This window comes from Brevibacillus sp. HB1.1, assembly GCF_013332445.1.
Classification (GTDB): Bacteria; Bacillota; Bacilli; order Brevibacillales; family Brevibacillaceae; genus Brevibacillus; species Brevibacillus porteri.
The window spans coordinates 52,661-67,852 of sequence record NZ_JABMIV010000015.1 but is presented as its reverse complement, the minus strand read 5'-3'; the positions used below and the strand labels follow the sequence as shown (position 1 = coordinate 67,852).

Below are 15,192 nucleotides of genomic sequence, written 5' to 3'. Positions count from 1 at the left end.
TAGTCTGCCTCTATACGCTAGACTAACATAACTACCTATGCCAAACAACTATATGAAACGGTTTCAATTATGACACTTTATGGAAAAAATTTGAATTTCCTACAGGACGCCATTAACGAAAAAAGACGAGCCTCATCAGGCCCGTCATTCGCTGTTACAGTTTGATCGCAATTAATTTTAGTTCCGTTAATTCCTCGACCGCATACTTGATCCCCTCGCGGCCAAAGCCACTGTCTTTTACCCCGCCATACGGCATGTTGTCCACGCGGAACGTCGGAATGTCGTTGATCATCACGCCCCCGACCTCCAGCTCTTCCGCTGCGCGCATAGCCGCGTGAATGTCACTCGTATAGATGCCAGCCTGCAAGCCGAATCGGGAGTCATTTACCGCCTCAATCGCTTCGTCCATCGTCTCAAACGGTGTAACGACTACGATTGGACCGAATACCTCTTGGCAGGAGACGGCAACATGTGCGCCTACATTGGTCAGAATCGTTGGGGCAAAGAGCTTGTCACTAACAGGCTTCCCACCAGTCACTACATGTGCGCCTGCTTCTACAGCTTCCTGTACCCATGCTCCCATGCGTTCATGATCCTTGGCGGAAATCACAGAGGACATGTCTGTCTCTTCGTTCAGCGGATCACCCAGCACGAGCTTTTCTGTGCCAGCCTTAAACTTCTCCAGGAACTCTTCGTACTTGCTCTGGTGAATATAAACGCGTTGCAGTGAGATACACACTTGACCACTAAAGGAGAAGGCACCCGTCACGCAACGATCAATCAACGCTTGCGTGATTTCCACGTTGTGGTCGATGATTACTGCAGAGTTGGAGCCAAGCTCCAAGGTTACACGCTTGAGTCCCGCTTTGTTTTTCATCGCGATTCCAACCGCAGGACTTCCAGTAAATGTAATCGCGGCAATTCGACTGTCACTGACCAGCCTTTCGCCAACGACCGCGCCTTTTCCAGGCAAAATATTGAGCGCTCCTGCAGGCAAGCCCGCCTCCGCGAAAATATCGGCCAGGATCAGCGAGCTAAGCGGCGTCTGACTTGCTGGCTTCAGTACAACGGTATTTCCTGCGGCAATGGCAGGCCCGACCTTGTGTGCTACGAGATTGAATGGAAAGTTAAAAGGCGTGATCGCGCCGACTACGCCGATCGGCTTGCGTACCGTAAAAGCAAGACGTCCTTCACCACCCGGTGCTGCATCGAGCGGCACCGTCTCTCCGTGGATACGCTTCGTTTCTTCTGCTGCGAACTTGTAGGTCTGAATCGTCCGGGCAATTTCTACACGACCTGTGCGAAGTGGCTTGGCGGCTTCTTGTGCGAGGATGACCGCCAGTTCCTCTTTGCGTGCTTCCATAATCGCAGCGGCCTTCTCCAGTATCAAAGCACGCTGATTGGCTGGCATTTTTGCCATGACTTTGGTTGTTGCTTTGGCCGCCTTAATTGCCTCGTCGACGTCATGATCGTCTGCCTGAGCGATTTCAGCCACCAGCTCCCCAGAATACGGGGAGTAGAGTGGTGCGTATTCTTTTGCTTCTTTCCATTGTCCGTTGATGTAGAGATGCTTTTTCATGAGTATGGAGAACCCCCTCGGGCGTTTTAGTTCGTCACGTATTGGCTTTTCAGAACATCCGTCATAATGTCCAGTGCCTCTTCCAGTTGCTCATCTGTAATAACCAGTGGAGACAGGAAGCGCAGCACGTTGCTGTGGACGCCAGCAGAAAGCACGATGACGCCAGACTCGTAGCAGCCTTTGGTCAAGCCAGCAACGAGCTCTTTCGCTGGTTGTTTGGTTGTTGGATCGATAAATTCTACAGCGCACATCGCACCCAATCCGCGCACCTCTGCGATCACAGGGAACTCTTTTTGCAACGCGTGGAAATGCGCCTTGATTTTGTCCCCGATCACCTGCGCACGACCAGACAGGTCTTCGCGCTCCATTTTCTCAATAACTGCCAATGCCGCTACGCAGCCAAGCGGACTTCCTCCATAGGTACCGCCGATCTCACCTGGGTTTGGCGCGTCCATGATTTCTGCACGTCCTGTAACCGCAGAAATAGGCAAGCCTGCCGCGATTGATTTGGACATGGTGATGATATCTGGCTCGATACCGAAATGGGTAGAGGCAAACATGGCGCCAGTGCGACCGAAGCCTGTTTGAATCTCATCAGAAATAAATAGGATTTGATGCTTTTTACAAATGTGATAGACACCTTGAACGAAGGACACAGGCGGGACGATAAAGCCGCCTTCTCCCTGAATCGGTTCCATAATCACGGCAGCTACTTCTTCCGGTGCAACCTCAGTCAAGAGGAAGTCCTCGAACTGACGCACGCAAAATTGCGCGTATTCATCATCTGTCATGGATTCCGGCTTGTTCAATGGATACGGGAATTGCGCTTTATACGTAGCTGGAGCGAATGGACCCATCTGGAATTTGTACGGCTTCACCTTGGATGTCAGTGACATGCCCAGAAGCGTACGACCATGGAAGCCACGGCTAAAGGAAATGATGCCTGGGCGTCCTGTGTATTTGCGGGCGATTTTCACCGCGTTCTCTACTGCTTCTGCCCCGCTGTTTGCGAGCATCGTCTTCTTTTCAAAGCTGCCTGGCGTGATTTCCGTCAGCTTCTCAGCCAAGGCCACATATGGCTCATACATCCCTACATGGAAGCAAGGATGAATGTATTTGTCCAGCTGCGCTTTTAGTGCCTCAACTACTTCCGGTGGGCAGTGTCCGGCATTCAATGTACCGATCGCTCCGGCAAAATCGATGTACGTATTGCCATCTACATCCGTAACCAATGCACCTGAAGCTGACTCTACAAAAACAGGGGTATTGTTGCCGACACCTTTTGGAACGAACTGCTTTCTTTTTTCAATCAAGGCCGCTCCCTTTGGACCTGGCACACCAGCAGCTACGTTTACAAATTGACGTTGTTTGGACATATCGTTTCCTCTCCTCGTTCGAGATGGTATTAGTTGGATGGCTTGCTTGTAAACTCAACCACGATATGTAGCAATACCTATGCCAAACGCCAGAGCTTGATGAAATCGCGTTTCTGGCACTATGGTCACATCAAATTATTCAAAAATGAATCGAAAACACCAGAATGTTCGATTCATTTTTGAATAAACTATTCATTTTTGAATCACCTGGAACGAATCCGATATTTTTGCAGCTTCCGCACGACAGAGGGCTGGCTAATTCCGAGAAACTCCGCGATTTCCCCCGTGGTCCGACAATGCTCGGATGCATAGCGCAGCCATTTTTCCTCTACCTGCTCTAGTGCTTCCCGAAGCGACATCTTGGAAGTAGCCAGACTCGGCTCCATGGCTGCCTGCTCTTCCCCTGCCAACCTGATTTCCGCGGGCAGATGCTGGGAAGTGATCACATCTTCGTCCGCAGTGACCACCATTCTCTCCAAGACGTTCTCCAGCTCGCGCACATTGCCGGGCCACTCGTACTGCATCAAGGCATGTGTCACCGCAGGGTCCAGACGCTTGTCCATTCCATATCGTTCATTGAGCGAGCGCACGACGCGCTTCAGGAGAGCCGCGATATCCTCTGGCCGATTTCGTAACGGCGGGACGTGGATTGGGACAACATTCAGGCGAAAATACAGGTCTTGCCGGAACTTTCCTTCCTTCACCATCTTTTCTAAATCGCGATTGGTGGCGGCAATCAAACGAAAATCCACGTCGCGGTACTGTGTGCTACCAACGCGTTGCAACCGTTTTTCCTGAATCACCTTCAACAGCTTGGCCTGCAAAGTCAGCGGCAGTTCCCCCAGCTCGTCCAAGAGGAGGGTCCCTTGATTCGCCATCTCGATAATCCCTTGCTTGCCCTGCTTGGCGGCCCCTGTAAACGAACCAGCCTCATAACCAAACAGCTCCGATTCCAGCAAGCCCTCCGGGATCGAGCCACAGTTGATCTCCACGAACTGCCCACCCGAACGACGGCTACTGCGATGAATTTCTTTCGCGATCACATTTTTCCCAACACCCGATTCCCCGAGTATCAGGACCGTCGAATCAACAGCCGCGACTTTTTTGATGAGACGCTCAATGGCTTGCATCGGCTGACTCACTGCCACGAAGCCATCCTGGTGCTTTTCGCGCAGCTCCTCAATCTCGGTTTCAAACTGCTTGAGCTGCTCTGTCAGACCCTCGTAGCGCCGTTTCAATTCCATAATTTCAGTCAGGTCATGGGAATAACTGATGATCGAATGCATGCTGCCATCCTCGTTCCAGACGGGAAAAGCCATCACCATCAGCTTTCGACCCCCGGGTATTTCCTGCATGATCGTCTGCGGCGTCTTGGCATCCATGACTTTTCGCGTGACAGATGGAGAAAAAACTTTCTTTTTTTCCAGCTCGATGACGTTTTTGCCCAAGAGCTCATCCTTCCCGATGCCGTATATTTCATACGACGAATCGCCAACCAGCCGGATGTAGCCCTCATGATCCGTGATTAACAAATGATCGCGAGACGTTTCAACAATGGCCTCCAATACGCGGCTCATCCACTTCTGTGTGCTCTCTTCTCTCATCATCTCTTCGCCGCCTCTCACACGCCGTTGTGTCCGATCTATGTTTATTTTTTCATTATAGAAAACAGCAAGAACAACGACAACCTATGAAAAATATGTAAAAATAGCGATAATAACAAGCCCTGCGAGATGGAAAGGATGGTAGGAATGACACCCACAGTCGGAGACATCTACTGTGTTTTTGTCGAGAAGCTGCAAAAGTACACAGCTTGCCAGGTCACATCGATAAAAGAGCCTGACACGAGCAAATCCAACCTCATCAGTATCCTCGAGCTGGACTGGAGCAGCGATACACTGCCTGATGAATCAGAGCTGCACCAGATGAAGCCCTTATATTGCGACTACTTCTTCTGGAACAACAAGCTCGATCACATCTATGTTGATCCAGCGGTGCCCAAAGGCTACATAAAAGTAGGGAATGTACCACCTCTCGTGACAGAAGAGACAAAGAGTTACGGCAGTTGGGATGTCGGAGGGAGCTTTTACCGTCAACACAAATGGAATCAAATTCCTGAGGAGCGTCGCCAGCAGTTTAAACAGGCCGCAAATGATGACAAAATGATTTCGCTGGGCGGGAAGAGCCTGCGTAGATCTAACAACGTCATTCATGCTGACATCCTGCGAAGCCTGACGGACATCTCTGAATTGGAAAAGCTCCCTTGCCTGACAAGAATCTACGCAGAGGAGCCCACCGATTCCTTACTTGCCTTTGTCAAAAGCAATCCTTTTATTCTGGAGCTTCACCTGGAAAAAGCCAACGGCTCCTCTCTAGATCTGATAGGAAGCCATCTCAGTAAACTCTCTGTCCAAAACGCGGACGGGCTGGAGTCACTGCATCTGAACGATTGTCTAAGAGAGCTCATACTGGGTAAGTCTCTTTCACCGAACCTACTCATAGAAGCCGAACAGGATGGATATTGGCTGACCGCCTCATTCTCAGATTCGCTACCGCTTCACCGCGGACTCGACCAGCTAGGAGGACTCAATCTGCGCGATGTGCCGGAGCTGGACTTACAGCCACTCGTCCAACGGTATCCCTCGCTTCAGAACCTCCGTCTGTGGGGCAAGCCCGGTACCCTCAGTAATCTGGGCAGTATCAAGCACTTGAAGGAGCTACTGACGTTTACGACCTACGATCTGTTTGGCTTCACAGGGGACGAGTTCCCTTTGCCAGATCAATGTCCCAAGCTCTCCAGTCTCTGGATGACAAGCCTCCCAGCAGAAGCGGCCAAGACCATTAAAGCCGCCTACAAAAAAGAAGTAAAAAATGGGCTGGATTTGTCCATTACCAAGCCGCGCAAACCCGAATGGCTGGCCAATAATTTGACCAATCCGTTTCGCGATTGGGATGGCAGGGAGCACATCTCAACAACCAACGCCAACAAGGCCGCCAGTCTCTATAAAAAAATGAACACCGCGATCAGTGCGCTTGAAAAACAGAGCAACGAAGACGCGACGACTGCGGAAGAAATACAAACTGCTTTGCGTGCATGGGTCAAAGAGTACACAGAGACTTTCAACAAAATGGATCGCCGGACTGGCTTTATCGAAACAGTTGAGCGAGAAGAAATTTTCGTTGTGCTCGATGAACTGCTTCAGTCGGCAAAACAGAATTTAGTTACTACGGGTGTGGAAGTAGATGTGGACGAGCTTTTTGCTATTTTTGATCAGACACGTGATTTTTGAGTGAGAAAAAAGAAGCCGCCTCTCCTATAGGAAGGCGGCTTCTCGTGCTTAGGCATTCTTTTTGATGACCCACGTACTCATGCAACGCTGTCCAGCTACATTCACCGTTTTGATTGGCTCCAGGAACACGCCTTGCCGTTTTTCCGTCATGCCCACCATCGTCCGTTCATTTACGAGAAAACGGGTGCTTCCGTCTGGCAACAAATAACGTTCGTTCCCTAGTGGCTGTACAGCATCCTCAATCCCGATCGAGGAAGCAAGACGCATGAATAGAGTGCCTCCTGGCTTCAGTACCCGCCACAGCTCCTCTAGCATCTGATGAAAATGCTCTTCGTTTTCAGCAAAATGGAGAACGGCATTACTGATGATGAAATCGAAGCTTTCGTTTTCAAAGCTCATGCTCTCAATCGGTTCCACACGAGCACGCTCCGCTGACCAGTTCGGCGCCAGTTGCGATGCCATTTGCTGTACAGCCTCGATAGCTTTTGCCGATTGGTCAACCGCATACACCGTATAGCCATTTCGCAAAAAGTAGACCAAATTCCGTCCCGAGCCGCAGCCAGCATCGAGTATCTGCATTTCCTTCGTAACCCGTCCCTTTAACAACTGATCAAACAAGTAAATATCAATATCGCCAAACAGCTCTGCCAGATTCATGCTTATCACAGCCTTTATCCGCTTTTTCTTCAGTGTACCAATTCGCTTGTCATCTTCCAATCACGGTCATCTGGAACGGATTTACAAAAATGATAGTTGACACCTGTTGACTACATGTGTAATCTTAAAAAAAGAAACAACGACTACAAATGTAATCGACGGAGGTGTCTTACTTGGACGAGCAACCGCGAATCTCGGATGCCGAGTGGGAGATTATGAAGGTCATCTGGGCAAAGTCCCCCGCTACAGCAGCCGATGTCATCCACACTCTGCGAGACAACAAGACGTGGAAAGACAACACAATCAAAACCTTGCTCAGCCGCTTGTTGCAAAAGGGTATTCTCACCTATGAGCAGGTCAATCGCGTCTACTATTACTCTCCTGTGCTCACTGAGGAAGAATGCAAGCGCCAAGAGCGCCAATCCTTTTTGCAGCGCGTGTACGGCGGAGCCTTAAAGCCCATGCTGGTTCACTTTTTAAAAGAAGAAAAGCTCTCCTCCCAAGAGATTGACGAGCTAAAAAAAATCCTTTCCGAAAAGGAGAAATAAGCTGGTGGATTGGCAATGGCTCACACTCACCCTCAATCAAGCATTTACGTGGACACTGTCTAACTCCATCGAAGCCAGTCTACTCGTGCTCTTGATCTTGCTCTGCCAGCAGCTCGGCAAAAAGCATTTCCCCATCCGCTGGCACCATGCCGTATGGTTCCTGCTTCTCTGGAAGCTCGCGGTTCCTTGGTCCATAGACAGCACGATCAGTTTGTATAACTGGCTGCCTACTTCCACGTGGACATCCATACAGGAAACGCACCCGCCTACGGAACCGATTGTTCTCACTACAGAGGCTTTGCATCCGCATGAATTTGCCCTCCAGCCAGATGCCTCTCTAGCAAACGAAGCGAGCTTTTCCTGGATCAGCCTGCTTTCCCTCATCTGGATCGGCGGTGTCGCCATTTTCGCTATCACCATGACTCGCAGTGCATACCGATTGCTCTCTCAGCTAAAAAACGATGTGTTCGTACAGGATGAAGCTATTTTGCGCGTCTTTTCCCAATGCCAAAAACAAATGGGCATCACCAAATCCATTCCCCTGCGCATGAGTCATCAAATGACAAGCCCTGCCTTGATGGGAATCTGGCGACCGCAAATCTGGCTGCCGGAAAATCTTTTGGACAAGCTCAACGAGCATGAGCTGCGCCACATTTTTTTGCATGAGCTGGCGCATTGGAAAAGACGAGATATTCCTGTGAACAGCATCATGAGCGTGCTTCTGATCCTCAACTGGTTCAACCCGCTGTTATGGTATGCTGCTTCCCGCATGCGTCAGGATCAGGAAATGGCTTGTGATGCCTTGGCTTTGACTTATTTGCAGGAGACAGAGGTACCTCGCTACGGATACACCATGATCAAAATGCTCGAGCTGTATGCCTGTCCCAAACAGATTCGCTTCACAGCCGGGTTCTCCAGCTCCAAAAAACAGGTGAAAAGGAGAATAGAAATGATTCGTCACTTTCAAAAACGAGCGTATACGTGGACGCTATCTGGTATCGTCGTCGTCTTGGCTTTAGGCATCTTCACTTTGACCGATGCAAAAACAGTGCTCGGGAACGAGGTCACCTTCTCTGTACCAGCAGAAGGGGAAACGAGAAGCGCACCCGATCAAACCAGCCTCTCCATCATCAACAACCTGAACACTCCAGTAAAAGCAGCAGCGGCCGGTAAGGTACTCAAGGCTGAATACGATTCAAAAACAGGGAAAGGCAACCAGGTCATTCTGGAGCATGATGGCGGGTATCAAACGGTTTACTCTCATTTGGAAAAGCTGGAGGTCACCGCTGGAGCTACTGTGACCCAAGGCCAGCTCATTGGTCTGTTAGGAAGTACGGGACGTAGCACGGGACCGCATCTTGCTTTCCAGATTCTCGAAAATGGTACACCCGTTGATCCGGCGAAGCTGTTGGTAGACATTGAAGCAAAAGAATAAAAACGAGGCCACAGAAAAAATATCTGTGGCCTAACTTGTTACGCTTATTCATTCGTAGACAAATCTCGTTTGTTACCTGAAAGCACCTTGTACAGGATAAGTGCAGTCACCAAAGCAATACAACCGTTCAGATAAAAAGAGGTAGCCGCGCCAAACTCTTGCCATACCCAACCGGTAAGAAGGGATGCGGGCAACAAACCGATTCCTGTAACCATCGAGTACATGCCCAGTGATGTTGCTTTCAAATCTTTCGGTGCGGAGGACGCTACCAATGACTTCTCTATGCCCTTCGTCAACGCGATATAAAAACCATACAGAATGAATAGCAACCATAAGCCTGTTACCGAACTCACCATTCCAAATCCAATATATACGAATCCGTATAGGATATAGCCAACAGTTAGAATGACCTTGTGTCCGAATCGATCGGAAATGGCACCTGATGTGTAGGAAAACAGCGAAGCAACCAAATGAAGGACTAAATACAGCAACAATACACTCGTAGCAGAAATCCCGAGATCAGTTGCTCGCAGCAATAAAAAAGAATTGGACGAATTCGCAACAGTAAACAGCATAATGATCAGAAGCAATTGCTTGGTCTCACGATTTAACTTCTTCCAGCTCGGTTTTGCTTTCGGTTCACGCGAAATCACCTTCGTATTTTCCCGCTTTTCCTTGATGGCAAAGAGCAAGCAGAAGCCAATGCCGACCGGAATCATTGAATACAAGAAAACACTGTGGAAATCTTTATTTCCATCCATCGTTAATAAGAGATACGCTATGCCGATTCCAATCGCCGCCCCGAGCATATCCATCATTTGATGCAAGCCAAATGAGCGTCCTTGCTTTCGTTTTCCTCCTGCTTCCGAGATGATCGCATCGCGCGGAGCCGTTCGTATTCCCTTACCCGTACGATCGATCAGCTTCCAGACAAAAACACCTACCCATGAACTGGCTATTACGAGGAATATCCTACCGATCCCGGATAGTCCATACCCCAGTATGGCTAACGATTTTCGTTTCTTGGAACGATCGGAAACATAACCTGAAACGAACTTGAGCAGACTGGTCAGAGCCTCGGAAACCCCATCGATCACCCCAATAATCATAGGACCCGAAGAGGCAAGAAAGATCGGAATTAACGGGGTAACCATGTATGTACCCATGTCTGTGAAAAAACTGACGAAACTAAGCAGCCATACGTTATTCATGCTGTTACAACCCAAAATGCTGTTTCGCCAGCTCTTTGAATCTCGCGTTGTCGATTTCCTCTTTGGTAACGACTCCATCCACCCACTGTGTAAAGGACGTATTCGTCAACGTAACATTGCCTCTCTCTGTAAGCTGCGTAAGCAAAGGGCTTTTGTTGAAGGGAGACTGTTCATGGTCAGCGATAATCGTCTGAATCTCGTTTAATTCCGTTACATCCGTCACCAGCTTCTGCGAATCAAACGTATAGCCGATCCTCCAGTCCGTATCCTTGTGTCGCAGCTTCATTTCGAGTACATAATCGCCATACTCCGTCTGCTCTTTCTTGATCCGAAACTCACCATTGCGCGAAGAGACGGTCTCCCCGGTTAACGGGACAGGCTTCAACGGCAGGTTCGAACCAAAACCCGTGTCGAGCAAATACGTTTGCCCCTCATAGGTAAGCAAAATCGTGGCATGCGTTCGACCAATCGTGTAATACTCGCCAACGTTCTGTCTGTATACAACTCCACGAATCAGATGGGCGTCAAATCCATTTTCCAGCAAGAAGAAATACAGCATCGGATTGAGTTCGTAGCAAAGACCGCCTTCGTTTCTGACCAATATCTTCTCCATGATGGACTGTCTAGAGATTACCCTTGTTCGCTCATCCACAACGCACAGGTTTTCAAAAGGAATCGCCAATGCTGTCAGATCAAGGAGGCGATCCAATGTATCGAAGGTAATCGTTTCATTTTCTGGCATGCCGATTCTTTTCCGAAATAAGGCATTTAGCTCACTCATGCTTCTTCCCCCTAAATAGGCTCTCCCTCAAGTATACGCCAGGCTCCAGCTCGATTTCCTTATATACCGAGCAGCTTTAGCTTCCGATACAAGGTGCGTAGCCCAATCCCCAGTTCTTCAGCCACCCGCTGCTTTCCTTTCAAATCACTGCCGTGCTTTTGCAACGAAGCGCGAATTGCCTCCGCTTGTGCATCGGCGACCCTTGCTTTGATAGCTGGACCTGAATCTGAAGGAGCCATTAGAGGACGAGCACGAAGGCGCGGAGGCAAGCTGTCGACAGTCAGTACTGTGTCTTGCTCCATGTTCATGGCGTACTCGATGGCGTTTTCCAGCTCCCGCACATTGCCCGGCCAGTGATAGTGCGTGAGCAGGTTGATCGCCTCTCGTGCTATTCCGAAGAAGGTGCGTCCTGCTTGCTCTCCGTACTTCTCCATAAATGAAACGGCCAAGAGCTCGATGTCTTCCTTACGCTCTGCGAGTGAAGGGACGTGAATGGGAATGACGTTCAACCGATAGTACAAATCGGCACGAAACGCTTTTTTCTCCACGAGCTCCTCCAGATTCTGGTTCGTTGCCGCGATGATTCGTACATTGATAGGAAACGATCGCGTGCTGCCGATGCGTTCCACAACCTTTTCCTGCAAGACGCGCAGCAGCTTTGCTTGCAACGAGAGCGGCATATCGCCGATTTCATCCAGAAAAAGCGTACCTCCCTCTGCCATTTCGAACCGCCCTGGCTTTCCTCCCTTTTTGGCTCCGGTAAAAGCACCATCCTCGTAACCAAACAATTCGCTTTCGAACAAATTTTCCGGAATGCTGGCACAATTGATCGCGACAAACGGGTAGTAAGCGCGTGTGCTTGCCTCGTGAATCGCTTTTGCCAGATGTCCTTTGCCTGTCCCTGTTTCGCCGGTAATTAGTACCGTAGAGCTGCTGTTACCGATTTTCATCGCCATTTCTTTGACCTGTTTGATGGCTGCGCTGTTTCCTACGATTTGAGCCAAGCTATCCACTTTGCCAGACGATCGGCTCCCTTGATGATCCAGCAAACGCGGAACGGTAAGCGATCCCCTCTGCACGCGAAGCACGCCGCCAATGAGCTGATTGTTGACGATGATCGGCGTGGCCTCGGTGGGAGCATCCAGCTTGTCAACGAGACAATTGGCGATCGGCAAGGAATGTGCGGCCATCCCGGATAATGACGGCAGCAGCATCCGTGAAACCTCCGCTGGCAGCAGTTCATGCTGGGACAGCAGTCTACGCGCGCTGGCGTTCGTGTGAATGACATTGCCACTCCGGTCAAAGGTGAAATACGCATCGGCAACGGTATCCAGCGCTCCCTCCAACAGTCGCATGGAGTCATCAGACGATTCGATCTGTCTCGTCGCATGAGACTGTACAATCGCCGTAATCATCTCGCTGACTTCTGTCAGGATTTGCTGGTATCTCTCTGTATGCTTGGATAGGCGATTTTGACCTTCCTTCGTAAAGGATGTGAGGGAAACGACCCCGATTGCATGATTGGCAACCTTAATAGAAGAGAGCAGCTCTACTTTGGCGGGACAGCTGTCGAGAAAACGGCATCCTTTGCACATTTCCATAGAGCCGGGTTTGTCTACCACATACTGACCTTTTGCCAACACGAATTCAATCGAGGGCACATGCACATTTTCGCCTTTTTGTTTCAAGTAGCGCTCCGTACTCACGACCAAGAGGCCGCGCTCGTTAATCACCGCGGCATCCACGTTCAATATATCTGAAATGCTAGTAATGACCTTTTCGATGGCTGGTTTGCACAGATCCAACGAAACCATGGATATCCTCCCTGTTGATTGTCCTTGCTCTCTATTTTATGAAATATTTAGATAGTTCACAAACATTTTACCACTGGTGTTTGCCAATAATGACAACTCATTGCCACTTTTGTCATCGCCATGAAGGTACGAAACACAGTCAGACCCTCGTTAAATCAGCTGTTTTGGCGATCAAGTAAGGAGCATGTTACTCGACAGAGTCCATTCCAAACTTGGCACAGTGATTGCATTATTAACTTTTCATCTAAGGGGAGTGATCAACCATGGTAAACACGAACGAGGTATTCCATTTGCAAGGAAAGGTAGCCTTGGTAACTGGCGCTGCTTCCGGTATCGGACTTGCAACAGCGAAACGACTGGCTCAATTCGGAGTAAACGTCATGCTGCTTGATATCAACGAGGAGCTCGGGGAAAAGGCGGCACAGGAAATCGTAGCGGAGGGCGGGTCAGCCCGTTATTTTACATGCAATGTCGTTTCCCAACAGGATTGTCGCGAAGTAACGCAAGCGATCGAGGAAGCGTACGGTCGCATCGATATTTTGTTCAACAACGCAGGCGTGATTAGAAGAAAGACGGTCGTCGAGCTGGAAGAAGATGATTGGGATCTGGTCGTCGATGTTTCCTTGAAGGGGGCTTACAACCTCTCGAAATTCGTCATACCGGTCATGGCAAAAACAGGCGGAGGCAGCATCATTAACACTGGCTCTGGCTGGGGCATCAAGGGCGGTGACAAGGCTGCGGCCTACTGCGCGGCAAAAGCAGGCGTCGTCAACCTGACGCGGGCAATGGCGATTGACCACGGTCCGGAAAATATCCGTGTAAATTGCGTGTCACCCGGCGATACCGACACACCTCTGTTGCGTGAAGAAGCGCGCCAGCTGGAAAAGGAAGAAGGAGCATTCCTCGTCTCCTCCGCCCAAGGACGTCCGCTGGAGCGTCTCGGTTCTCCGCAAGATATTGCCAATGCTGTCCTGTTCTTTGCCAGCGACCTGTCATCCTGGGTGACGGGTTCCGTACTGGTCGTCGACGGCGGCGGTTTGGCTTAATTTATCGCTATTGCGACTGAATATTCCAATGAAGAGATGGAGGAACCATGAGATGAGCGTACAACGTTATGCCCACCCGTATATTCCGAATTCTGCACCTGAAGTCAAAGAGAAAATGCTTACCGAAATCGGCTTTTCCAGCATCGAGGATATCTATGCGGACATTCCCAGGGAGCTGCGCCTACAAGAAAAAATGAACATCCCGAAAGCTTTGACCGAGTACGAGCTGGAGCGTCACGTCAACCAGCTGATGAACAAAAACCAAACCACAAAAGAAAATATCAGCTTCCTCGGTGCAGGCTGCTGGCCGCATTTTGTTCCGGCTGTCTGTGATGAAATCAACTCCCGCGCGGAGTTTCTGACGGCGTATGCTGGAGAGCCTTACGAAGACAAGGGGCGCTTTCAGGCGTTGTTCGAATACCAAAGCCTCGTAGCTGAACTGGTCGATATGGATGTCGTAAACGTTCCGACCTTTGACTGGGCACAGGCTGCTTCCACTGCTCTGCGCATGGCAGCACGTATCACCAAACGCACAGAGCTACTGGTCTCGAAAAATATCCATCCCGACAAGCTCTTGATCATCAAAAACTATACGTCTCCTGATCTTACTGTCACCACGATCGATTTTGAGAACGAAACAGGCAGTCTTGACCTGAATGATTTAAAAGCAAAGCTCAGTGTAGATACAGCAGCGGTTTACTTCGAAAACCCGACCTTCCTCGGCTCCGTGGAAGTAAACGGACAAATGATTGCGGACTTGGCTCATGCAGCGGGTGCCATTTGCGTAGTCGGTGTCGATCCCATCTCTCTCGGCGTGATGGAATCTCCGGCGAATTACGGCGCGGACATCGTGTGCGGAGATTTGCAGCCGCTTGGCGTACACATGCATTACGGCGGTGGGCAATCCGGCTTTATCGCGACGCATGATGATCCGACCTACGTCATGGAATATCCGTCCCGCTTGTTCGGAATCGCTCCGACAGAGGTCGAAGGCGAATACGGCTTCGGGGACGTCGCGTACGACCGCACCTCTTTTGCCAAGCGTGAAAAAGGCAAAGAGTCTGTCGGAACACAAACCGCGCTATGGGGCATTACCGCAGGCGTGTACTTAGCGACGATGGGACCTGTAGGCATGGAAGAAGTCGGGCAAGGCATCATGCAGCGCTCCCAATACGCCGCCAAACAGCTCTCTTCCATTCCCGGAGTCGAGGCCAGATTCGCCGCTCCCTTCTTCAAGGAGTTCGTGATCGACTTTTCGCAAACAGGCAAAACCGTCAAAGACATCAACGCTGCTCTTCTCGCCAAAGGAATATTCGGCGGAGTTGATTTGACTGAATACTACCCGGAATTGGGTCAATGTGCGCTCTACTGCGTCACAGAGGTTCATACCCAGGAGGATATCGATACGCTCGTCGCTGCCATCACAAGCATTTTGTAAAAACGGAAAAGGAGGAA

Annotated in this window: 12 protein-coding genes; 5 read left to right on the top strand and 7 right to left on the bottom strand. The window is 50.0% G+C overall.

Going from position 1 to position 15,192, the window contains the following annotated elements:
• Positions 1-154: 154 nt before the first annotated feature.
• The 3 genes from HPY27_RS27125 to HPY27_RS27115 all read right to left on the bottom strand — a co-directional run bounded on the left by HPY27_RS27125 (position 155) and on the right by HPY27_RS27115 (position 4,562).
• Entirely contained in the window at positions 155-1,579 is a 1,425-nt protein-coding gene (locus HPY27_RS27125) for an aldehyde dehydrogenase family protein (RefSeq protein WP_174226414.1), read from the bottom strand.
• Positions 1,580-1,605: 26 nt separating this feature from the next.
• Entirely contained in the window at positions 1,606-2,955 is a 1,350-nt protein-coding gene (gabT, locus tag HPY27_RS27120) for a 4-aminobutyrate--2-oxoglutarate transaminase (protein WP_017246679.1), read from the bottom strand.
• A 203-nt stretch (positions 2,956-3,158) separates the two neighbouring features.
• Positions 3,159-4,562 (bottom strand): sigma-54 interaction domain-containing protein, encoded by a 1,404-nt coding sequence (locus tag HPY27_RS27115; protein WP_174226413.1) that lies wholly within the window; start codon positions 4,560-4,562, stop codon positions 3,159-3,161.
• A 144-nt stretch (positions 4,563-4,706) separates the two neighbouring features.
• Between HPY27_RS27115 and HPY27_RS27110 the strand changes: the two genes are divergently transcribed.
• Positions 4,707-6,245: a hypothetical protein gene (locus HPY27_RS27110; RefSeq protein ID WP_174226412.1), complete on the top strand. Its 1,539-nt coding sequence runs from the start codon at positions 4,707-4,709 to the stop codon at positions 6,243-6,245.
• Between the two features lie 48 nt (positions 6,246-6,293).
• Here HPY27_RS27110 and HPY27_RS27105 read toward each other — a convergent pair whose 3' ends face one another.
• Positions 6,294-6,962, bottom strand: coding sequence for a class I SAM-dependent methyltransferase (locus HPY27_RS27105; RefSeq protein WP_217438110.1), 669 nt, complete (start codon positions 6,960-6,962; stop codon positions 6,294-6,296).
• A 113-nt stretch (positions 6,963-7,075) separates the two neighbouring features.
• Between HPY27_RS27105 and HPY27_RS27100 the strand changes: the two genes are divergently transcribed.
• Together HPY27_RS27100 and HPY27_RS27095 are read left to right on the top strand one after the other, a co-directional pair.
• The gene (locus HPY27_RS27100; RefSeq protein ID WP_017246683.1) at positions 7,076-7,450 is read left to right on the top strand and encodes a BlaI/MecI/CopY family transcriptional regulator; all 375 of its coding nucleotides are present in this window, start codon (positions 7,076-7,078) and stop codon (positions 7,448-7,450) included.
• A gap of 4 nt (positions 7,451-7,454) precedes the next feature.
• Positions 7,455-8,885: a M56 family metallopeptidase gene (locus HPY27_RS27095; protein WP_174226411.1), complete on the top strand. Its 1,431-nt coding sequence runs from the start codon at positions 7,455-7,457 to the stop codon at positions 8,883-8,885.
• 44 nt (positions 8,886-8,929) lie between these two features.
• Here HPY27_RS27095 and HPY27_RS27090 read toward each other — a convergent pair whose 3' ends face one another.
• The 3 genes from HPY27_RS27090 to HPY27_RS27080 are packed head-to-tail and all read right to left on the bottom strand — an operon-like array spanning position 8,930 to position 12,691.
• On the bottom strand, positions 8,930-10,096 hold the full coding sequence (locus tag HPY27_RS27090) for an MFS transporter (RefSeq protein ID WP_174226410.1): 1,167 nt from the start codon (positions 10,094-10,096) through the stop codon (positions 8,930-8,932).
• Between the two features lie 4 nt (positions 10,097-10,100).
• Positions 10,101-10,877 carry an arylamine N-acetyltransferase family protein gene (locus HPY27_RS27085; RefSeq protein ID WP_173623449.1) on the bottom strand — a complete coding sequence of 259 codons (777 nt, stop codon included), beginning with the start codon at positions 10,875-10,877 and terminating at the stop codon, positions 10,101-10,103.
• A gap of 59 nt (positions 10,878-10,936) precedes the next feature.
• The gene (locus HPY27_RS27080) at positions 10,937-12,691 is read right to left on the bottom strand and encodes a sigma-54 interaction domain-containing protein (protein ID WP_174226409.1); all 1,755 of its coding nucleotides are present in this window, start codon (positions 12,689-12,691) and stop codon (positions 10,937-10,939) included.
• 263 nt (positions 12,692-12,954) lie between these two features.
• On the opposite strand from HPY27_RS27080, the gene HPY27_RS27075 reads away from it, so the two are divergent.
• Entirely contained in the window at positions 12,955-13,737 is a 783-nt protein-coding gene (locus HPY27_RS27075) for an SDR family NAD(P)-dependent oxidoreductase (RefSeq protein ID WP_017246688.1), read from the top strand.
• Positions 13,738-13,789: 52 nt separating this feature from the next.
• Positions 13,790-15,175: an aminomethyl-transferring glycine dehydrogenase subunit GcvPA gene (gene gcvPA / locus HPY27_RS27070; protein ID WP_174226408.1), complete on the top strand. Its 1,386-nt coding sequence runs from the start codon at positions 13,790-13,792 to the stop codon at positions 15,173-15,175.
• Positions 15,176-15,192 lie beyond the last annotated feature (17 nt).